This window comes from Nitrospinaceae bacterium (assembly GCA_018669005.1).
In the GTDB taxonomy this organism is placed as follows: domain Bacteria; phylum UBA8248; class UBA8248; order UBA8248; family UBA8248; genus UBA8248.
Window position 1 is genome coordinate 1 of record JABJAL010000081.1, and the last position, 18,923, is coordinate 18,923.

An 18,923-nucleotide genomic window follows, 5' to 3' on the forward strand; every position below is an offset into this window, starting at 1 on the left:
AAGCCTTGGAAGCTGAGAAGGATGTAATTGCTGAGAAGGTTGGGGAACTTCGTCATTCTGAAAATGTTGTTCCTTTGACCTCAGAAACTACTGACGAATTGCTAGTCGAACTTTTAGGGAGATTTGAAGAGGTAATGGGACTGGGAGATATTGGTGACAGGCGTGAATTGATGGGTCAGGTGGTAGAGAAAATAGAAATTGGGGACAGATTTAAAGGCTCTCGGACTCGGGAATTGGTGATGCATGCGAGACCAACAACTAGTCCAAAGTTGGTGACCCCAAGGGGATTTGAACCCCTGTTCCAGGCTTGAGAGGCCTGTGTCCTAACCACTAGACGATGGGGCCATGTATGGCCTTGAAGGCGAGGCCGCCTTCAACTCGCGGCGAATGTAGCCTCTCGCAGGAAGGCAGTCAACCCGTCGGCGTGTGGCCTGATACCCTCCCTCCTGAAGTGGCGATGCGTTATGATTTGCGGGGTTGATGTGCCGCCGCAATCGGTTGTTTTGAAGGATGCCGGGTTTATGGATGCCTATGATCCGATTTTAGTCGTGCTTTTATTCTCTGTGCTTGCCGCTGGAGCGGCTGCCTTGGGTTCGTTACCGACTATCCTCCCTGGGGGGATGCATTTTTCATGGATAGGTTCTTCCCTTGCCATTGCTTCGGGTCTCATGCTCGGTGCAGGGTATGTTCTCATGGCCGAGGTGATAAAGGAGGGCTCGCCGCTTCCGCCGGTCTTGGGCGCTGCTCTTGGGGTGGCTTACACATTTTGGACACATCGCTTTTCTGGAAGCGAGGAGATCGAGACTCTTCCCGAAAGTAGGATTGGTGAGGCGCAAGAGTTGCGGCTTCTTCTCCTTGGAAGCCTTCACTCGGCCTCAGAGGGCATCGCCATTGGGGGCGCCATGGCGATAAATTTGTGGCTGGGAATTTTTATGGCTCTCTCCTTGGCCGTTCACAATATCGCCGAGGCGATGGCGCTGACCTGGGTGTTGAGACTCCGAAATGTTTCTGCGGCCCACGCTGCTGTTCTTGGCGTAATCACAAACGTGCCCCAAATTCTGATGGCTATCGTTTCGTATTCCATCGTCTCCGCTGAACCTCTTCTACTTTCCTGGCTAGTCGGTTTTGCTGCCGGGGCTTTGCTCTATCTGGTTTTGACCGAGCTTCTCCCTGCCTCCTATCGGAATGGTAATAATACGAAAATCGCGCTTTTGGTGAGTTTCTCAGCGGGCGGGCTCGTTTTGCTTGAAGGTTTTTGGCGATAAAGTGAAAGGATAGAACTTCATGCATCCGGTTTGGATGGTTTTCATTTATGGCTCGATCACCGCGCTTGCAACCGGGCTTGGCGCCTTGCCCTTTGCGTTTGTGCGCGATATCTCTCCCCGCGTTGTGGCGTGGTCGAATGCCGCCGCTGGCGGTCTGATGCTCGGGGCGAGCTTTGGGCTCATTATCGAGGGAACTGGTTATGGCTCCATCCAAACGCTGTTAGGTGCTGGCTCGGGAGTTGTATTTATTTTTTTGTCGCACAGGTATCTGCACGATACGGAAGTGAGCTTTGGCGACATCAAGGGCGCCGACGCGCGGCGGATTTTTCTCATCGTCGCGGTGATGACTGTTCACTCCTTTACCGAGGGCGTCGCCGTTGGGGTGGCATTTGGCGGCGGGCAGAAGCTGGCGACCCTCATCACCATCGCCATCGCGGTTCACAATATCCCCGAGGGGCTGGCCATCAGCGCCGTTATGCGCCCCAAAGGGGTGGGGGTTCTTTCGTGTGCGCTCTGGAGTGTTTTTTCCTCCGTGCCGCAGCCCCTTATGGCGGTTCCGGCTTTTTTATTTGTCGATGCGTTCAGACCGTTTTTGCCTTATGGCCTGGGGTTCGCCGCCGGAGCAATGGTGTTCATGGTGTTTCTCGACCTGCTTCCCGAATCCTATGAAGGAGCCAGTCGGCCATCTGTTGGTCTGATCGTTAGCATCACACTTGGAGCGATGATCCTCTTCCAGCGCTATCTCTAGGGTGTACGAGGCCCATTCCTTGACAGGGGCTTCGCCGATTCCTAGTGTTCCATCTGAATAGTCCTGTGGATTACTATTATGCAATTTAATTTTGCGGAGATCTTTTTCGCAAATGGGCGCGTAATTTTAGGAGAGTGTACGAAATGCCGAAATACCCGCAACATAAAGTTTGGCTGGACGGAGAGATTGTTCCACCCGAGGAAGCGAAAATTAGCGTTTTTTCGCAGGCGGTCCTCCGGGGCGGCAGTGTCTATGAGGGGCTTCGCGCCTACTGGGGCCCGGAAAGAGACAACCTTTTTGTCTGGATGCTTGATCCGCATATTGATCGTCTTTTCGAGAGCATGAAGGTAATGCGAATGGAATCGCCATACAGCCGAGAGGAGATTCGGCAGGCTGTCGTGGATTGGATTCGTGCCAACGATTTTAGGGAGGACATGCATTGCCGCCTTTATGTTTATCTTGATGACGCCGGACGATTCGACATGAAGGGCTATGGGCCCGATGAGGTTGAAGCCGGAATGTTCATTTCGGGTGGGCCGCGAAAAGCGCCCGAGCGACTTCAAAAAGGCGTCAATCTTGGGGTCAGCAGCTGGCGGCGCATCTCGGACGACAGCATTCCCCCACGCGTCAAGGCCGCTGCCAACTACCAGAACAGCCGATTCGCTGGTGTCGAGGCCCGCGTGAACGGCTACGACGATGCCATCATTCTTAACCAAAACGGAAAGGTCGCCGAGGCGACGGGGGCATGTGTTTTGGCGATACGCAAAGGCGAGCTTATCGCGCCGCCGGTGACGGATAGTATTTTGGAAAGCATTACGAGAACGTGCGTTTTGGATATGTATGCCAAGTACATCGGCAAGCCCGTCATCGAGCGCCCGCTTGATCGGACTGAGATTTATGTCGCCGATGAGGCAATCATGTGTGGCTCGGCCGAGGAGGTCACGCCCATCGTGTCAGTGGACCGCATCGCTGTTGGAAATGGCGAGCCGGGCCCGCTTACGCGCCAACTGCAGGATGTCTTTTTCTCTGCTGTGCGGGGCAACGACGAGGCGTATGAGCAAGGTCTGACCCCTGTGTACTAAAATGACCTTCTGGATAGTTGTAGCCTTGCTCATGCATCCTTTTAGTTAAACGAGAATATCGAGACCGCGCTGGACCACCTTCCCGTCGATTTCGATGACCGGGTCCCACATGATGAGGTCGTAGTGGGTGGCCGCCTTGAGCGTTCCGCCGAGCATGAGGCTCGTGCCGATGCCGATATGGATCGTGTTGAGTACGCCTTCGTCCTCGAGCATGCGACCCGTCATGCTGGCACCGGGATTTAATCCTACGCCAAGCTCCGCGATGTTCCAGCAGTTCGGGTCATTGTGAGCGGCAATGGCGTCTTGAAGAATTTTCACCGACTCGTCGCCGCCCGAGATTTCTTTAATCAATCCTTTTTCAATTGTGCAGGTGAAGGGCTCTTTTAGAGAGCCGATGCCCAGGTAGGGGATGGATGCGTCCACGACGAGGGTGCCCTCCGCCGAGCCCTCGATGGGCGGAACGTTCACTTCGATGGTGGGGACAGGGGAAATCTCTCCGGGGTCGGGAATGTTTGTCATCACGTTGGCTTTGCGCCCTCCCGCCTCGAAGCGAAGGTCTGTTCCGCGTGGTGAGGTGAGATGAAAATTCACGCCCTCGGTGAAGGCGCGACCGAGCCCCCGGCAGACTTCGGCTTGGGCTTGAAAATCCGTTTCAAGTAGCGCGGGGCTGAGGAACATTTCATCCGACCAGTCGCTCATAGCCAAAATCCGAGCGCGAGACGCAAGAGCGTCTTTCACGGCGCGTGTGTGTGTGATGGAGATCGAAACCGGAATGAAAATCAGGTCGGCCTCCCGCATCGCGGCGGCGATGGTTGAGGGTGGCTCCTCGCCGTGAAGTTTTCTCGGAGGCATGACGGTGGTGACGACGTTGCCTCCCAGGGAAGCCGCTGCCTGGGCGACACGCTCAGCGATAGCCGTCGTATTGTAGTCGGTGATTACAAGAACGCTTTCGCCCGTTTTAACCCGACCGTTCACCTCGGCGAGTTTTAGCGCGCCGCGTGCCAGCATGACTTCCTTCATTGAAATTCTCCCGAATTAGTTGTGGACATCAGTCGAATCGCTTTGGGTCGTAGGGGGCCGTATCGATTAGCGATTCCGCACCTGTGATGGCCGTTGTGACGAGAGCTGCGCTCAGCGGTGCCGGTGTGATGCCTGTCGGTCCGTGGCCGGTGCAGAAGAAAAGACCGAGGATGTGACTCTCGCCAATGAGTGGAAGGTGGTCCGAGGAAAGAGGCCTGAAGCCCGTCCATGTTTCAAGGATTGGTGCTTTGTCGAGGGCTGGAATCATATCGATGGCAGACCCTAGGAGGCGGGAGATTCCGCCGGCGGTGAGACGGTGGTCCTCGCCTGCGAATTCACGAGTTGCGCCTATTATGAGCTTTCCATCCGAGCGAGGGACAAAGTATGGGTCGCTCACGTTCATAAGCACGCGGCGAATCCCAAGCTCTCTCGCATCCAGCGCTACGACTTGTCCCCGCTGTGGGGTGATGGGGGGTGTTGGCCTAGCCCCGAGGATGCCGGGGCTGCCGACCCCGGCACAAATTACGACGACAGGGGCCTCAATTTTTCCTTCCGAGGTATTTACGCCGAGAACGCGATTTTCATCGCAAACTATCTCTTGGGTGAGCACACCCGCTCTAATTTCGACTCCGGCGCGACGGCAAGCGATTTCAAGTGAGGCTCCAAGGCGGCGGACATCGACGTTGCCTCCCTTTACCAAAAGAGCCCCCTCAAGCTTATTAGTGAGGGTGGGTTCCTCGCCGGATAGAATTTTGGGTTCGATCCATTCCGTATCGCCCCATTGGCGCGTTTTGGCTTTATCGAGAACAGCCCGTTTCTCCTCGTCATTAATAGCCAAGAGGAGAACGCCCGTAAGGCGGAATTCGGGGTCCATGCCACTCTCCTCGATGAGGGCATCAGGGAGATTGAGCCACATATCATAGGAGGGAAGGCGGAGGCGCACCCCCGCCTCGCCAGCCAGATCGGCGGCGCCGCTTGAGCCATGGGGCGAGATAATGCCTGCCGAGGCCCAGGTGGCTCCCGTTCCAGGCTGCGCTTTGTCGAGAAGAAGTACTTTTCGCCCTGTGCGGGCCAGTTCGCGGGCCGTCATCAGGCCCATGATTCCGCCGCCAACTACAATGACATCCGTCATCAATATTTTCCTATTTATTTGAGTGTTGCTCACGAAGATATGGAACGAGGCCGCCCGCCCGGATTATTTCCATCAGATGCTCGGGTAGGGATTCTGATCTAAGACTCATTTCCTGGGTGAGGTTCTCTATTTCTCCTGCAATGGGATCTGCCTTGAGGCGGTCACCTTCCTTTATGCCCCCAGCGTTCGGGCAGATGAGAACAGGAAGGCCGATGGAGATGGCGTTTCTAAAAAATGTGCGAGCAAAGCTCTGTGCGATTATCGAGCCGATTTTGGTATATTTCAGGCCGCGCGGGGCGGTTTCACGGCTTGAGCCGCAGCCAAAATTCGTGCCGCCCACAATGATGTCGCCCGGCTCTACCTTTCCGGTAAACTCTAAGTCGATGCCGCTCATTAAATAATCCCTCTAATTTCAATTATTTGTATCGCGGTTTCTAGTAAACACTCAAAGAAAGATATTTTGTTTTGTTCCGTAAGACAAATAGATATAAAATCAGATACTTACATGTCAATCTTTAATGAATATTCCAAGTTCGGTGATTTGGTTTCAGACCTTAGCGAAAGCCTGGTTTGCGACCTCAGATAAACTCCCTGGGATTAGATACCTGGCCCTCTATGGCGCTGGCCGCCACGGGGGCTGCCGAGCCCAGGTAGATTGAGGCCTCAACGCTTCCCATCCGGCCCTTGTCGTTACGATTGGTCGACGATATGCCCACCTCGCCAGGCCCCAATTGCCCGGGCCCCGAGCCCGTGCATATGCCGCATGTCGTGGGCATGAGCACCCCCCCGGCGTCGATAATGGGCCCAAGCACCCCTTCCGCCCATGCCTTGTTCATTATCGCCTTGCTCGCAGGCGCTATTAACAGCTGCACCCCTCGGGCCACGCGTCGCCCCTTAATTACTTTCGAGGCGGTCCTTAAGTCTTCAAGCTTCGCCCCGGTGCACGAGCCAATGTGCGCCCGGCCAAGGTACGCTCTCCGAAAAAGTGGGTGTGAAATGCCCCCTTGAGGATGCCATAGTTTTCCTACAGAGCGGGACCGGATGCAAGCGTGGGGTCGCACGCGGAGACGTGCGAAGGCTTTTGCTTTTTTAGAAGGTGCGCGAATGATTGAAAGTGCGCGAAAGATTTAGCTTTTTATTTCGGCGGCGTGCAAATGGTTTTGGTTCTTATTCCGGGGCCAATGGCGCTTAGGCTTTGGTGGCGATAATATGATTCGAATATCGATTACTAAATGGAGGACAGGGAGCCGATGCCGAGAATACCGTTTTGCGACGAAGTGGAAACCCCCGCCGATGTGGCCGATCTTTTCGAGGAGAGCCGGAGGCAGTGGGGGAGCGTACCGAACCTTTTCCGGCTCATGGGGCGTGCCCCCGGCTTCGTGCGGGCCTGGCTCGCCAAGGACAAGGGGCTGCGCCTTGAGCGCTTAAAAGCGGGCGAGGTCGAGTTCGTCAAGCTCGAGGAGTTGATGATCGTCAAGGCGAGCGCCATCAACGCTTGCAGCCACTGATACGCGCACAACGAAGAGCTCGGTCGGGCTCTGGGTTACACGCACGAGCACATCGAACTGCTCTCGGGCGACGGATGGCGTGAAAGCGACCTGTTCAACGAGCGGGAAAAGGCGGTCATCGGCTGGGCCGAGGCGGTGACGAAGATGACCGCCAAGACCGACGAGGCGGCCTGGGGGGCGATGCGCCGCCTGTTCGATGATCGCGACATCATCACCCTTACCGCCGTCGCCGGGTTCACCAATTGCTCGAACCGTGTCGCCGAGGCGCTTCATCTTCTGCCCGAGGCGCCGGGCGAGCGGATCGCGTTTCAGCCCGGGGACGCGGCGGGAATGAGCAGCGCCGGATAAGAGAAGGGAAAGCCATGAAACGTTTATCGCTGATCGTTTTGCTCATCGCCGCCCTCGGCTTCGCCGCGCCTTGGAGCGCGGACGCACAAATGGGCCGGAGAGGAAGAGGCGGCGGCATGAAAGGCGGGTTTGGCGGCGGAATGAAGAAAAGGGGAGGGCCGGGCGGTTTGGGCGGGGAGCGGCCCAGCCCCGAGATCATCGGCGCTTTCTCGCCCATGAATGCGGACCTCGATCACATGCGGGCGAGGGGTTTTGTCGCAACGGGTCTTCAGGCCGTCTATCCGGAGGGGCTCGAGTGCCAGGTCATGGACTCGGCGTTTGGCGTCGATACGCGCGGGGACGGCAGCTTTCGAAGCGATAAATTCTATAACGGCTATCACGGTGGGATGGACATCCCCGCACCGGAGGGGACGCCCATACTCGCCGTCGCCGATGGGCAGGTGATCCGAAAAAAAGAGGGCATTGGTATCGGCGGGGTCGGGGTGATTCTTCAGCATTCTCCAGATGATACCGGCCTCGGCGTGTGGACCTACACCGAGTACAAACACCTGCGCGAGATGCCTGATATCGAGATTGGCCAGCGGGTCAAGATGGGCGAGATTATCGCCCGCGCCGGCACCACCGGAACCACGGGAGGCTACTACGGCGCGTTCGGGCACTCACACCTTCACCTCACCGCTTTTTTCAGCCCGGTGAGCGAATACAAATCCAAGCGGATATTCGTTCCGGTCAAGGGTGAATGGCTGGACCCGCTGGCGCTCTATAAAGGAGGTCCTCTCAAATCCTCTGAGCTAAAGGCGCTTCCTGCTGCGCAAAAATCCGTGAAATTCGCCTACAAAACGGCCACCGGAAAAATCGTTCCCGAGGGCGCAAAGGTCGTCTGGCCGTTTGCTTGTAAGCCGAAGTAGGGGGGAGGGTCATGTTTTTGAACTTTTATGAGATGGGTGCACTTCCAGCAACGAAATTGCCTCTTCATGATGGTTGCGTATGGCTTTTATGTCGTCGGGTGTGAAATCGAATGTATTTAGATCCTGAAAGGATTCTCCCTCGCTCAGGTAAATGTCCGTATCCTCGTCAAGGCGAGGTGCCTCATCTTCATCGTGGCAGTACTTCACATCTGCGATGTTTCCGGATTTCATGTATCAAAACTCCTGATTGAAAATTCTTGTGTGCAAGAAGCATTCGTTGACCACTGTAATGCAAATAAGCCAAATTCGTGCCAACTGACCTTATTCAGAGTGAATTTCGCCAGAAATATGTTCTCGGGATTTTAAATGTCCTGATTTATGTTGATTATCCAGGTGATTCTCTGAAAAAAATATTTTTAAGGATGGACTTAGACGGGGAGAATACGGATTTTTTATTCATCAAAACCCGGACTTTGGAGGCAATTTCTTCCGAATTAAAGGTAAGAAGTCAAAATGTTGACTAGTGGGAAGGGGGCGGGTTTATCTCTCAAACTTCTCATAAATCCAGTGCATGAGGCGGTCCACCTTGAAGCGGCGAATGAGCCGCCAGGTGCGCTTGTCCTTAAAGAACAGGTACAGGTTAGAGGCCTTAGTCTGAAAGACGTTGGGGGGCTCATCGTCCACCTGGATTCGCCCGAGGCGGTAGAGGTTGGACCACCTGAAGGTGGGGCACATCGTTAGCACAGCCTTGAAATCCTGCTCGATGAACCATTTTCGTAGCCTGCGATTTGGAAATGTTTCGCGGTAGGCGTGGTAGGGAACCGGGGCGCCCAATTTGTCTTCTAGTATCTCGCGCGCGATGCGGGCGTCCTCGCGCCACTCGGCCTCAGGCATCTCATCCAATCTGGCGCCGCGTCTGCCGAGCGAGCCAATCGTCATCCCTGCTGCATGAAGCTCTTTTATCTGCGCCCAGTCCATGCAGGGAAGATCAGCGCGATAAAGGCCGTGCGATTTCCCCACGTAATCAACGGGAATGAAAAAAGCGGCCTTGATGCCGCGCTCATTTAAAATGGGCAAAACATTCTCATGAGCATCCCTAAAGCCGCCATCGAAGGTGAATGAAACCGCGCGCGGGGAGAAATTTTCCTCCCCCTTCATCTGGGCCAGCATCTGCTCGAGCGCAATTGCCTCAAGGTTCAATTCTTTTAGTGTGTCTAGATGCGAGCGAAGGGCCCCCGGCGTCACGCCGTACTGCATCTGATCATTAGGGTAGTCGCCGATCTGGTGGTAGATGAAAATGGGCCGCTCGCGAATTTGGGCCATGTATTTACCTCACAAAGCGATAATTACTTAATTTTTCAAAGCCCCGCCAGCTCTTTCATGATTCGGTATGGCTCGTTTTTGGCTTCAAGGCCAATGCCGGGAATTTGGGGAAACCCCACGAAACCGTTCTCGACGGCAACATCATCAGCAAAACCATTGAACGGCTTGAACACGTCGGGGTAGGACTCGTTGCCGCCAAGGCCAAGGCCCGCCGCGATGTTGAGGCACATCTGGTGCCCCCCGTGGGGGATGCACGCGCGGCGGGGCCACCCGTATTCTTCGAGCATTTTCAGCGTGCGCAGGTACTCGACGAGGCCGTAGCTCAACGCGCAGTCGAACTGGAGAATGTCTCTGTCCGAGCGCATGCCGCCGTGGCGTATGAGGTTGCGGGCATCGAGGGTGGAGAAAAGATTCTCCCCCGTGGCCATCGGGCCCTCGTAGTGATCGCCAAGCTCAGCCTGAAGCGCATAATCGAGCGGGTCGCCCGCCTCCTCGTACCATTTAAGGTTGTAGGGCGAGAGCGCCTCGGCGTAGGCAATGGCGGTTTTTAAGTCGAATTTTCCGTTGGCATCGACTGCCAAATTTTTTCCCTCGCCAACGACCGAGAGCACGGCTTCGATTCGCCCGAGGTCATCGGCCAGGGGTGCGCCCCCGATTTTCATCTTGACGGTGGTGTAGCCCCGGTCGAGATAGCTTTTCATTTCATTTTTTAGCGCCTCGTTGTCTTTTCCCGGATAGTAGTAGCCCCCTGCCGCATAGACGGAGACTTTTTCTTCGGCCTCGCCCCCTCGGTAGCGGTCGGCGAGATAGCGCCACAAGGGGAGCCCTGCGATCTTGGCCACCGAATCCCAGACGGCCATGTCGAGGACGCCCACGGCCACCGAACGGTCGCCGTGGCCGCCCGGTTTTTCGTTTTTCATTAAAGTGTTCCAGATTTTCTCGGGCTCCAGGTTGTCCCCGGCATCGTTGATGAGCGATTCGGGAGGCGCGTCATTGAGGCGCGGGATGAAGCGCTCTCGCAATAAACCCTGCTGTGCGTAGCGACCGTTTGAGTTAAAGCCAAAGCCGACGACGGGCTTGCCGTCCCTAATCACATCGGTGATGAGGGCGACGACGCTCACCGTCATCAGCCCAAAATCGATGTAGGCGTTTCGAATTTCTGATTTGATGGGAACGACGGTGTCCCGAATCTCGATGATTTTCAATTACGTTGTCCCGCTTAGAGAGTAGACTTTTTAGCGGCCCCAGGGCGGCGGGCCGGTATGTATGCAAGGGCATGGTACATGCGGAAGCATATTATTTGAAAACGGTTTGAGATTAAGACTGACGGCTCGTATTCTTGCTCCATTGATGTGTAAGGGGCTTGATACCTAAATTTTAGCGGGGGGAGGGGCGATGGACATCGAATTACCCGAATTTTGGGATTTTCACACCGACTTGAGATTGATTCAGCGGGTGCCCGAGGGGCGCGAGTATCTGACAGAGCAGATCGATTTGCCCACAGCGTCCTCGCTCGGCGGGGTGTTCACGGCAACGGGGCGCCTCGCCGAGGCGGCGAAAGATGTGCAATGGAGCCGTCTTGAGGAGGAGGTGGAGCTGATTCGGGGGGCGGAGGGGCTCGAATTCGTCCTCGCCGCGCCGGATCTCGCTGGGGCGGGCAATCAACTGCTTCACGCCGAGGGGATTTATTTTGTCCAAGACGAGGCGGATATCAGCCTACTTGGCAAGCTCCGGGCGATGGGTTTTAGGAGCGTGGCCCCGCTCTACAACGAGGACAATGCACTGGGTGGCGGGGCCGAGGGCGATCCTGCAAGGGGGATAACGCCGCTTGGCCGCAGTTTCATGATGAGCGCCTGGCGGAGGGGATTTGTCGTCGATTGTGCGCATGCGAACCACAGAACGAAGGCCGGGATGATTGATCTGGCGCTGGTGACGGGTAACGCGATTCATTATTCGCACGGTTTTTTGGGCGAGCCTGTCGAGAAAAGTTTCAAGGAGCGAGGATTGCCCCGCGAGGAGGCCGAGCGAATCTTCGAGACAGGCGGGCTCGTTGGCCTCACGCCGCATCCGGGATTTGTGGGCACGTTCGAGCGGCACCTGGAGGAAATCGATTATCTGGGGGCGCTGAGTGAGGGGCAGGTCGTGATGGGAACCGATTTTGCCGGGACGAACCGGCCTGGCCCTGCGGGCAACAGGATGTTTGATGAGTTTCCGGGGGCACGTGGGTATCAGGGTTTTGCAGGGCGACTAGCAGAGATTCATGGCGAGAATTTTGCGCGGGCCTTCTGTGGCCGCACCCTCAGGGGCTATCTTGAGGGCGCACTTGCTTGAGGCGCGGTTTAGCCGGTTTGATTGAATGAAGCGGAAATATGGGTCAATGCAAAAAAATAGATTGAAATTTTGATGGCTTGGGATATGCCATTAATTTTATTCTACTAATAGCGTTTTCGCGGAGAGCGGGCACAGGGATTTTTCAAATCATCTCCTTGGGAAGCGTTGTCATCAGTTCCGCGCCCTGGGGTGTGAGGACGATATCGTCCTCAAAACGAATCGTATATGTTTCGTGGCGCACCGAGGGTTGAATCGACAGCGTCATCCCGGATTCCAAAATGACGTCCGTGTCTTGTTTGTTCGGTGCCCGGTGGAAGGGGCGGGGCGGATCGTGAAATGGCCCCAGACCGATTCCGTGCATAACGAAATGCTGGTAGGGAAACGAGGTCCGGCTGGTTTCGTATCCGGCATCCGTGAGGATTTTTCGTGCGAAATCAATTACTTCCCGATAACGGAGGCCGGGTTTTATGAATTTGAGAATCTCCTCGTGCGCCTTGTATAGGTCCCCGGCGATTTTTTTCTGCTCGGGGGTGGCCTCGCCCACGGCCCATGTTCTGGTGATGTCGCATCCGTAGCCTTTGTAAACGCAGCCCAAATCCACCATGACTAATTCATTGCGCTCGATTTTTTTCCATTCCGCTCCAAAGGCGCGAAAATTCGATGTTCTCACGCCCGATTGACACATCGTCTCGACCTCTCTTACGGCCCCTCCTTTTCTCATTTCGATCTCGGCCGCTCTTTGCACTTCGCTTTCGGGCACGCCTACTTGGGCCGCCTCGATCGCGGCTTTCATCGCCGCCTCCCCGATGACGACGGATTTTTTGAGGAGTTCGATTTCTTCTGGCTCCTTGACGATTCTGGCGAAATTGAAAACCTCGGAGGCATGCACGAATTCTGCATCGGGCAGAAGATTTTCCAGTTTTTCAAATGTGCTGATCGTTAAGGTGTCCTCCTCCACCCCAATCCGCGCGCTCTTTTGGCCGTTGTCCGTTAAAATATCCGCGATGGCTTCATACACGCTGCGATTGCGTTCCTGATCGTAGGTTCGAACATCCTCGATCCAAGTTCCCTCCTTTATCGCGTTGATTGTGCCGAAATGACATAGGAACACAGGGTCGATACTGGTATCCCTGAACAGAATGATGGGCGCTTCGGTGACATAGGTATGACAATCCGGATACCAAGGGAGATGTTGGTACATACCGGAGATATAGTATTGGTTGGACGATTTGTGCACGAGGACGCAATCAATCTCCCATTTCCCCATGAGATTCCTGATTTTTTCGAGTCTCGCCCTATAATCGAATTTGGTTCCGAAAATGTTCATGATCCTATTTCCCTCCGATGCAGAAAATAAAATTGACAATAGATAAAAATTTACCGTGCCGCCATATTCGGAATTCTAAATTTCAAAAAAGTGAAATGGGTTACCCGCTCGATTTGCATTTTAATCCGGGTAAGAAATAAAGATCGAAATCGGATAAATGAATTGATCTGGAAATATGCAGCAACGCTATCAGTTTGGCAAATACGGGCTTAATTGAATTGGCGGAGCTACCCGCAAAGAAGGCCGCTGAGAAAGATCCCCAGAGGCACTTCTTGTGGCCAAAACCCCGACGGCTCTTTCCCCCCGATTCGGCGCATAATGCGGGGTCGAATAAAAGAGAGGAGGCTCTTCCCGCATTTCGTTAGGAAAATATAACAATTCTTTTTTGATCTTTTACGGGCATATGCTATTTTATCAGGTGTAGGTGAGTATTGACTCAGATTTCTTTATCTGCCGAACTTTAACCAGGAGAAACGCATGAGAATCGTCCGTCCAATATTTTACGCTGTTTTCGTATTGAGTGTTTCTCTGGCTCTCGGTCCTTCGGTGGCGGGAGCAGCCGAGAAAAAAGAAGGGGTGCAACTCGGAAGCCTTGTTTGCAAGTCTAAGCCCGGCTCCAGGGTTCAGTATTTCCTCCGCACCTCGGTGGCCATCAATTGCACCTTCAAGACGGCCAAGGGGATGGAGAAATACAAAGGAGAGATTGGTTTTCTCGGAATTGATTTAAGTAAGAAATCCGAGGAGACGCTTAACTTCACGGTCATGGGTCTCACCACGGACATCAATATGGGCTCTCACACACTGGCCGGTGATTACTCTGGCGCCTCTGCTTCTGTGGGTATTTATAAAGAAGGCGTTGGCACTAATGTATTCGTCGGTGGTGTGCAAAATAATTTCAGCCTCGTGCCCTCGCTCGATACCTTTAAGGGGACAGGTATTTCGGCCGGCGTAAGTCGTATGAAGTTAATCTCCGATAAATAGTCGCTGTGCTGTAGGGCCGAATAATTCTTTCGGTGTATGGTTTTTAGGGCATATAACAGAATGTTAATAAAAAAAGGGCGGCCCCTGGAGGCCGCCCTTTTTATCTGAAAAAAATATCTGCGAGGGCACGTTTGTGTCCATGCGAAGCTACCTAGGCGTTTCCTTTTTTCTGCACGTTTTCGGCCTGGAGCCCCTTTGGTCCCTGGGTGATTTCGAACGAGACGCTCTCACCCTCTTCGAGGGATTTGAATCCCTCCTGCATGATAGCCGAATGATGGACGAACACATCGTCCCCGTCATCTTGGGAGATGAATCCATAACCCTTTGAATCGTTGAACCACTTGACTGTTCCGTCTGGCACTTTGTAGTTCTCCTAAAAATTGAATGAAGCGACCCGAGCCCGCGCAACCTGGTAACGCGAATGCATTGCTTCTGATGAACCCCTGTTTGGAATTTGCCGATAATCCTTATCGGTCCAATTAGGATTTAAGATTTATATAATAATGGCAAATTTCTTTTCTCATTTCAAATGGGTGCATCTGTGTGAACACTTTTTCCTGTTGGAGGTGTATGTGGGAGTGGGATGATGTAATGAAAATCAGCAACAAAAAAATACTGTAATAGTGCCCACTTTGGAGCCGAAAGGGTTTGAATCAAGGGTTTTTGCTGCGAGTGTGATCAACGAGCAAAGGGGAGGGGCCGGGGATGAAGAGCGGATTCCTTGCCCCGGCGATCTCCGATCGGATTTTTTCCTTGTCAACGTATCGCGACATCAGGGCTCGTGTTCGTTCGTCCTCTGCTATTTTCAGCACCATCCTCGCAGCGCCGACCTCGCCGATGTGTGCCATGTCCCGGAATTCACTGTCGGTCGAACCGAATTTGTCTGGGTCGAAAAAATTGAACGAGGCGAGAAGAGCGAGTGGGGTATTAAGACTACATATACTTTACCCAAGCCAATCCTGGGAAAAATCAATGGCCCACGAGATGGCCAAAAGACGAGAATTTTTATGCCGCGTGAAATGGCCCGAAAGACTAGACGGTTTTCTCTCTAGAGCGCAGTATAAAGGTCGTTTGATATTCCCCGATTATCACTTTTGTTAGTGGGCTCATTGTCTGCGGTATTTATATCTCAAGGAGAGAAGTGGAATGGCAAAAATGACTGGCGCACAAGTTTTAGCGGAAATGCTAAAGGGCTACGGGATCACCCATATCTTCCATGTGCCCGCTGTCTTGAGGCGGACGATGTATGAGCTTGAGGAGCGCTCGACTATCGCCCGTATTCAAACGCATGGGGAAAAATCGGCTGCCTACATGGCAGATGGCTATTCGCGGGCATCAAAGCGCCCCTCGGTTTGCATGGCCCAGGTAATCGGTGCCATGAATTTGGCGGCGGGCCTTCGGGATCCTTATCTCGCAAAATCGCCGGTTCTCGCATTTACGGGAGGGCGCATACCCCAGACGAAATTCCGTAAAGTCTACCAGGAAATCGATGACGTCCCCAGTTTCGATCAGGTCACAAAATTCAACGCCACGATAGATGATGCCGGGCGTATTCCCGATATGGTGCGCCAGGCCTTCCGCGTAGCCACTTCGGGCACGCCGGGCCCTGTCCATCTGCAGTTTGCCGGTAATGAGGGCCAGGTTGACCGGGGTGAGGCGGATATGGATGTCCTTGTTGAACATGATTTTGATCACGTTCCCCCATACCGACCCGAGCCCGAGTTGGATCGCGTCAAGGCGGCGGTGAAAATTCTCGCGGAGGCGAAAAAACCGGTTATCGTCGCGGGCGGTGGTGTGAGGGCCTCAGGCGCGGGGGCCGAGCTTGTCGCCCTCGCCGAGAAGCTGCAGATTCCAGTGGCCACCTCGCTGACGGGCAAGGACAGCATCACGGGCGATCATCCGCTCTCGGTTGGGGTGGTGGGCTCCTACTCGCGCATCAGCGCAAACCGGATAGTCAGCGAGGCGGATCTGATTTTCTACGTTGGCTCCGAGACGGGTGGGATGACGACACACTTCTGGCAGGTGCCGCCAATAGGCACCTCGTCTATTTCCCTCGACATCAACCCCGAGCAGCTTGGTCGAAACTATCCGCCCAAGGCGTCAGTGCTGGGCGATGCGAAGGTTTCGCTCCAGAAAATGATTGATGTGGCCGATGCAAGCACGGCTGGTGTGAGAAAAAGTTGGGTCGAGCGGGCGCAGTCGCTTGTTGCCGAGTGGCGGGGAGATTTTGAATCGCTACTCAACTCGGATGCCGTGCCAATTCGACCCGAGCGCATCTGCAATGAGCTTTCCAAAAATCTTCCGTCTGACGCCATGGTGCTTGCCGACACGGGCCACTCGGGCATGTGGATGGGTGGTATGTTCGACCTCAAACACCCGGGGCAGAGCTACACACGGAGTTTTGGGCATCTAGGCTGGGCTTTCTCTGCTGGCCTTGGCGCCAAATGTGCTCTGCCAGATAGACCGGTGCTTACCTTCACGGGTGACTCGGGCTTCTGGTATCACATCGGTGAAATCGAGACCGCTGTTCGCTGGAAGATTAATGCCGTCACCCTTGTGAACAACAATGGCGCAGGCAACCAATCTAAGCGCGGTTTTGATGCGGCATACGGAGGAGAGCAGACAGAGCAGGCGCGCGAAATGTGGGTTCTCAATAAAGTGAATTTTGCCCAAATTGCTGAGTCAATGGGCGCAATGGGAATCCGGGTCGAGAAGCCAGGGGAACTCAAGGGTGCCCTCCAGAAGGCCTTCGAGGCGGATCGTCCGGTCATTATCGATGTGGTTAGCGATATTGAGGCCATGGCCCCGCTGCCCTATGCGCCGTAGGCCGATATCTTAACAAAAGGGAAGTTGAGTTTTAAAAAAGGGGGTGGCGAAAGCTGCCCTTTTTTTTTGTGGAAACGCGTGGTTTGTGGAGACTTGCCCCCCTCCCTAAAATTTTTCATAAAAAATAATGAGATTATCGTACGCATTATGTGGCGCGGGCGAGTAGTAGGGGCTTACATTGAATTGAGAGGAGCCGCCGTCAAATTTACTGGGTTACCGCCTAGGGATTGCCCCGCCGAACAGCCAGTTGAGAGCTGCAACGGGCGAGATGCGCGGTCTCTGGGCGGTTTTGGAAAGAGGTTTTCCCAATATCTGTAATAATTAGAGGATGTCACGCCACCCGGTTTTGCCTCTCATCACCCTCCAATCAGAATGTCTTTGTTAAGAACTAAATCCCCCAAGAACTAAATCCCCCTGCAAGTTTTTTTATTTTTTTCTCTGATGCTCCAATAATTGAATTATCTATTTGTATAATTGTAAATATCTGAATTTTTCGCCTCTAAAACAGTTGGATATTTTTCTTGAATTCGGTTCAAATAGATTTATTACCGATATGAGGTGCCATACGCTAGATTTTGATGGAAATATCTTTACAACGGCTCGTGGCAAGTATCAGTCTCGAGAAGAATTTTTCATGTAGTGGAGTATCGAAATGGTGAAATTCGAACCGGACATAATTCAATAAACTAAGAGACGAAAAATGAACAACCTACAAAAAGATGCAGACCGGAGAGAGGGGGGCCTCAGCTCTGCAGATATGAAGGAAATTATTAGTAAACTTCAACGAAACTATTCTTTTTTTTCCGATTTGCTGGAAGACGAGGTTACTGAACTACTGGATATGAGCAAAAATGTTTCTTTTGAATCGGACAGCATTATCTTCAATGAAGGGGATATCGCGGACCGATTTTTTCTGGTGCTCACCGGCGAAATTGGTATCACAATTGGCAAAAAAGAGGTCGCGCGTGTGCGGAGAGGGCAGTTATTTGGAGAGATGGCGCTTCTTGAGCACATCCCCAGGACGGCGACCGCGACGGCATTGAAAAAATCTGCGCTATTCTCGTTTCCTGCCGAGATCATCAGCACTGTGCTTCCTGGGCTCGCCCTTAAGGTGGTAATTAGCATTGCGCGCCAGATGTCAGAAAAACTTCGGGAGACAAACTCTCACATATTAATATCCTGAGATTACCCCCTGATTTGTTCAACAGTTCTCGAAAAGGGAAGTGTATTTTAGAATTGAATTGGACATACAAGTATTTGAAAATATGTGTATTATTTTCTTTTTTGAGTCTCTATTTTGCTTACCCTTTCATGAAGCTATGTTGAGTTAAGGCTGATCGATGCATTTCATATGTGGGTGATGCCTATTTTTTTCAGGTGGAAAGAATTGCCGAATAATAACTTTAATTATAATGACTTTTATTTAAGTCGTTGACAAATAAAGGGTTTTGGAATACTTATTCTAGAGTTCTTAAATGGGCTGAGGCTTTTCAGCTTTGATTTATGATATTATTTTCATTGCCGTTGAGTGAAATGGGATGAGGAACTCCCAGTAGTTACTCAAGGAATGTGGATTTTATAGGGAAGGGAATCTTTCATGGTGGACGCTGATGTTCGTATGCTTGTCGTCGAACACCAGGGAGAGTTGCGCCGAACGATAGTTGCCATGCTCAAGCAAATTGGTGGACGGATAGTGAGCGGCGTTACCAACGCCGAGGAGGCGAGCGAATACCTCAACAACTATCCTGTAGATCTCATCGTTTGCGAATGGGACCTCCCGAACATGAACGGCACCCAGTTCCTCTCAAATCTTAGAAAAGATCCGAACACCGCCAACATTCTCTTCGTGTTGATTAGCAATCAGGGCCAGATGAGTGAGAGCGATTATGCCGAGGCGAGTGACTTTGCCCTTGATGCTCATCTCATCAAGCCGCTCAACCAGCAGGATTTAGGAGAGACGGTTGACGATATTCTGAAAAAAAGGGCGGACTTCCTTGTCCCCTCTGTTCATCTAGCCAGGGCTGGTGCTTTCATCGATATTGGCGCAGAGGATGAGGCGAACGCCGAAATTAAGACTGCCCAGGAGTCCAAACCCCTTATGACCCGTTTTTGGGTTGAGGCGGG

At 53.2% G+C, this 18,923-nt stretch carries 20 protein-coding genes and 1 tRNA gene; 11 read left to right on the plus strand and 10 right to left on the minus strand.

Translation table 11 applies throughout. The annotated features are described in order from the left end of the window. Positions 1-270 precede the first annotated feature (270 nt). Positions 271-345: transfer RNA gene (locus HOJ95_13135), tRNA-Glu, on the minus strand. Between the two features lie 137 nt (positions 346-482). On the opposite strand from HOJ95_13135, the gene HOJ95_13140 reads away from it, so the two are divergent. The 3 genes from HOJ95_13140 (at position 483) to HOJ95_13150 (ending at position 3,095) form a co-directional block, all read left to right on the plus strand. After that, the gene (locus HOJ95_13140) at positions 483-1,265 is read left to right on the plus strand and encodes a ZIP family metal transporter (protein ID MBT6395643.1); all 783 of its coding nucleotides are present in this window, start codon (positions 483-485) and stop codon (positions 1,263-1,265) included. 19 nt (positions 1,266-1,284) lie between these two features. Next, positions 1,285-2,013, plus strand: coding sequence for a ZIP family metal transporter (locus HOJ95_13145; GenBank protein MBT6395644.1), 729 nt, complete (start codon positions 1,285-1,287; stop codon positions 2,011-2,013). 143 nt (positions 2,014-2,156) lie between these two features. Beyond that, positions 2,157-3,095, plus strand: coding sequence for a branched-chain amino acid transaminase (locus HOJ95_13150; GenBank protein ID MBT6395645.1), 939 nt, complete (start codon positions 2,157-2,159; stop codon positions 3,093-3,095). A 45-nt stretch (positions 3,096-3,140) separates the two neighbouring features. Here the strand turns inward: HOJ95_13150 and HOJ95_13155 are convergent, their stop codons facing one another. The 4 genes from HOJ95_13155 to HOJ95_13170 all read right to left on the minus strand — a co-directional run bounded on the left by HOJ95_13155 (position 3,141) and on the right by HOJ95_13170 (position 6,308). After that, the gene (locus HOJ95_13155) at positions 3,141-4,115 is read right to left on the minus strand and encodes a leucyl aminopeptidase (GenBank protein ID MBT6395646.1); all 975 of its coding nucleotides are present in this window, start codon (positions 4,113-4,115) and stop codon (positions 3,141-3,143) included. 28 nt (positions 4,116-4,143) lie between these two features. Next, positions 4,144-5,247 (minus strand): FAD-dependent oxidoreductase, encoded by a 1,104-nt coding sequence (locus tag HOJ95_13160; protein MBT6395647.1) that lies wholly within the window; start codon positions 5,245-5,247, stop codon positions 4,144-4,146. 10 nt (positions 5,248-5,257) lie between these two features. Then, positions 5,258-5,641 (minus strand): 3-isopropylmalate dehydratase, encoded by a 384-nt coding sequence (locus HOJ95_13165; protein ID MBT6395648.1) that lies wholly within the window; start codon positions 5,639-5,641, stop codon positions 5,258-5,260. 184 nt (positions 5,642-5,825) lie between these two features. Further along, the gene (locus HOJ95_13170; protein ID MBT6395649.1) at positions 5,826-6,308 is read right to left on the minus strand and encodes a hypothetical protein; all 483 of its coding nucleotides are present in this window, start codon (positions 6,306-6,308) and stop codon (positions 5,826-5,828) included. A gap of 189 nt (positions 6,309-6,497) precedes the next feature. Between HOJ95_13170 and HOJ95_13175 the strand changes: the two genes are divergently transcribed. The 3 genes from HOJ95_13175 to HOJ95_13185 all read left to right on the plus strand — a co-directional run bounded on the left by HOJ95_13175 (position 6,498) and on the right by HOJ95_13185 (position 8,011). Continuing rightward, positions 6,498-6,755 carry a hypothetical protein gene (locus HOJ95_13175; protein ID MBT6395650.1) on the plus strand — a complete coding sequence of 86 codons (258 nt, stop codon included), beginning with the start codon at positions 6,498-6,500 and terminating at the stop codon, positions 6,753-6,755. A gap of 135 nt (positions 6,756-6,890) precedes the next feature. Beyond that, positions 6,891-7,103 carry a hypothetical protein gene (locus HOJ95_13180; GenBank protein MBT6395651.1) on the plus strand — a complete coding sequence of 71 codons (213 nt, stop codon included), beginning with the start codon at positions 6,891-6,893 and terminating at the stop codon, positions 7,101-7,103. A 14-nt stretch (positions 7,104-7,117) separates the two neighbouring features. Then, positions 7,118-8,011, plus strand: coding sequence for a M23 family metallopeptidase (locus HOJ95_13185; GenBank protein ID MBT6395652.1), 894 nt, complete (start codon positions 7,118-7,120; stop codon positions 8,009-8,011). Positions 8,012-8,020: 9 nt separating this feature from the next. Here the strand turns inward: HOJ95_13185 and HOJ95_13190 are convergent, their stop codons facing one another. From HOJ95_13190 to HOJ95_13200, 3 genes are all read right to left on the minus strand, one after another. Further along, entirely contained in the window at positions 8,021-8,242 is a 222-nt protein-coding gene (locus HOJ95_13190) for a hypothetical protein (GenBank protein ID MBT6395653.1), read from the minus strand. Positions 8,243-8,551: 309 nt separating this feature from the next. Continuing rightward, positions 8,552-9,334 carry a polysaccharide deacetylase family protein gene (locus HOJ95_13195; protein ID MBT6395654.1) on the minus strand — a complete coding sequence of 261 codons (783 nt, stop codon included), beginning with the start codon at positions 9,332-9,334 and terminating at the stop codon, positions 8,552-8,554. A gap of 35 nt (positions 9,335-9,369) precedes the next feature. Beyond that, on the minus strand, positions 9,370-10,539 hold the full coding sequence (locus tag HOJ95_13200) for a mandelate racemase/muconate lactonizing enzyme family protein (GenBank protein ID MBT6395655.1): 1,170 nt from the start codon (positions 10,537-10,539) through the stop codon (positions 9,370-9,372). Between the two features lie 190 nt (positions 10,540-10,729). On the opposite strand from HOJ95_13200, the gene HOJ95_13205 reads away from it, so the two are divergent. Continuing rightward, the gene (locus tag HOJ95_13205) at positions 10,730-11,665 is read left to right on the plus strand and encodes a hypothetical protein (GenBank protein MBT6395656.1); all 936 of its coding nucleotides are present in this window, start codon (positions 10,730-10,732) and stop codon (positions 11,663-11,665) included. Between the two features lie 142 nt (positions 11,666-11,807). Here HOJ95_13205 and HOJ95_13210 read toward each other — a convergent pair whose 3' ends face one another. Next, a complete protein-coding gene (locus HOJ95_13210) occupies positions 11,808-12,992 on the minus strand; it encodes an aminopeptidase P family protein (GenBank protein ID MBT6395657.1) in 1,185 nt (394 codons plus the stop codon). 477 nt (positions 12,993-13,469) lie between these two features. On the opposite strand from HOJ95_13210, the gene HOJ95_13215 reads away from it, so the two are divergent. Then, entirely contained in the window at positions 13,470-13,973 is a 504-nt protein-coding gene (locus HOJ95_13215) for a DUF992 domain-containing protein (GenBank protein MBT6395658.1), read from the plus strand. A 151-nt stretch (positions 13,974-14,124) separates the two neighbouring features. On the opposite strand, the gene HOJ95_13220 is transcribed toward HOJ95_13215, so the two are convergent. After that, positions 14,125-14,334, minus strand: a complete 210-nt coding sequence (locus HOJ95_13220; protein MBT6395659.1) for a cold shock domain-containing protein — start codon at positions 14,332-14,334, stop codon at positions 14,125-14,127. 785 nt (positions 14,335-15,119) lie between these two features. Between HOJ95_13220 and HOJ95_13225 the strand changes: the two genes are divergently transcribed. The 3 genes from HOJ95_13225 to HOJ95_13235 all read left to right on the plus strand — a co-directional run. After that, entirely contained in the window at positions 15,120-16,799 is a 1,680-nt protein-coding gene (locus HOJ95_13225) for a thiamine pyrophosphate-binding protein (protein ID MBT6395660.1), read from the plus strand. A 700-nt stretch (positions 16,800-17,499) separates the two neighbouring features. After that, the gene (locus tag HOJ95_13230) at positions 17,500-17,982 is read left to right on the plus strand and encodes a cyclic nucleotide-binding domain-containing protein (protein ID MBT6395661.1); all 483 of its coding nucleotides are present in this window, start codon (positions 17,500-17,502) and stop codon (positions 17,980-17,982) included. A gap of 414 nt (positions 17,983-18,396) precedes the next feature. After that, a partial coding sequence (locus HOJ95_13235) for a response regulator (protein ID MBT6395662.1) occupies positions 18,397-18,923 on the plus strand: 527 nt, incomplete at its 3' end.

Coding starts and splice junctions, on each gene's coding strand:
- HOJ95_13225 (MBT6395660.1), top strand. CDS start 15,120: ATGGCAAAAATGACTGGCGCACAAGTTTTAGCGGAAATGCTAAAGGGC.
- HOJ95_13150 (MBT6395645.1), top strand. CDS start 2,157: ATGCCGAAATACCCGCAACATAAAGTTTGGCTGGACGGAGAGATTGTT.
- HOJ95_13190 (MBT6395653.1), bottom strand. CDS start 8,242: ATGAAATCCGGAAACATCGCAGATGTGAAGTACTGCCACGATGAAGAT.
- HOJ95_13175 (MBT6395650.1), top strand. CDS start 6,498: ATGCCGAGAATACCGTTTTGCGACGAAGTGGAAACCCCCGCCGATGTG.
- HOJ95_13155 (MBT6395646.1), bottom strand. CDS start 4,115: ATGAAGGAAGTCATGCTGGCACGCGGCGCGCTAAAACTCGCCGAGGTG.
- HOJ95_13215 (MBT6395658.1), top strand. CDS start 13,470: ATGAGAATCGTCCGTCCAATATTTTACGCTGTTTTCGTATTGAGTGTT.
- HOJ95_13230 (MBT6395661.1), top strand. CDS start 17,500: ATGAACAACCTACAAAAAGATGCAGACCGGAGAGAGGGGGGCCTCAGC.
- HOJ95_13205 (MBT6395656.1), top strand. CDS start 10,730: ATGGACATCGAATTACCCGAATTTTGGGATTTTCACACCGACTTGAGA.
- HOJ95_13210 (MBT6395657.1), bottom strand. CDS start 12,992: ATGAACATTTTCGGAACCAAATTCGATTATAGGGCGAGACTCGAAAAA.
- HOJ95_13145 (MBT6395644.1), top strand. CDS start 1,285: ATGCATCCGGTTTGGATGGTTTTCATTTATGGCTCGATCACCGCGCTT.
- HOJ95_13185 (MBT6395652.1), top strand. CDS start 7,118: ATGAAACGTTTATCGCTGATCGTTTTGCTCATCGCCGCCCTCGGCTTC.
- HOJ95_13160 (MBT6395647.1), bottom strand. CDS start 5,247: ATGACGGATGTCATTGTAGTTGGCGGCGGAATCATGGGCCTGATGACG.
- HOJ95_13165 (MBT6395648.1), bottom strand. CDS start 5,641: ATGAGCGGCATCGACTTAGAGTTTACCGGAAAGGTAGAGCCGGGCGAC.
- HOJ95_13195 (MBT6395654.1), bottom strand. CDS start 9,334: ATGGCCCAAATTCGCGAGCGGCCCATTTTCATCTACCACCAGATCGGC.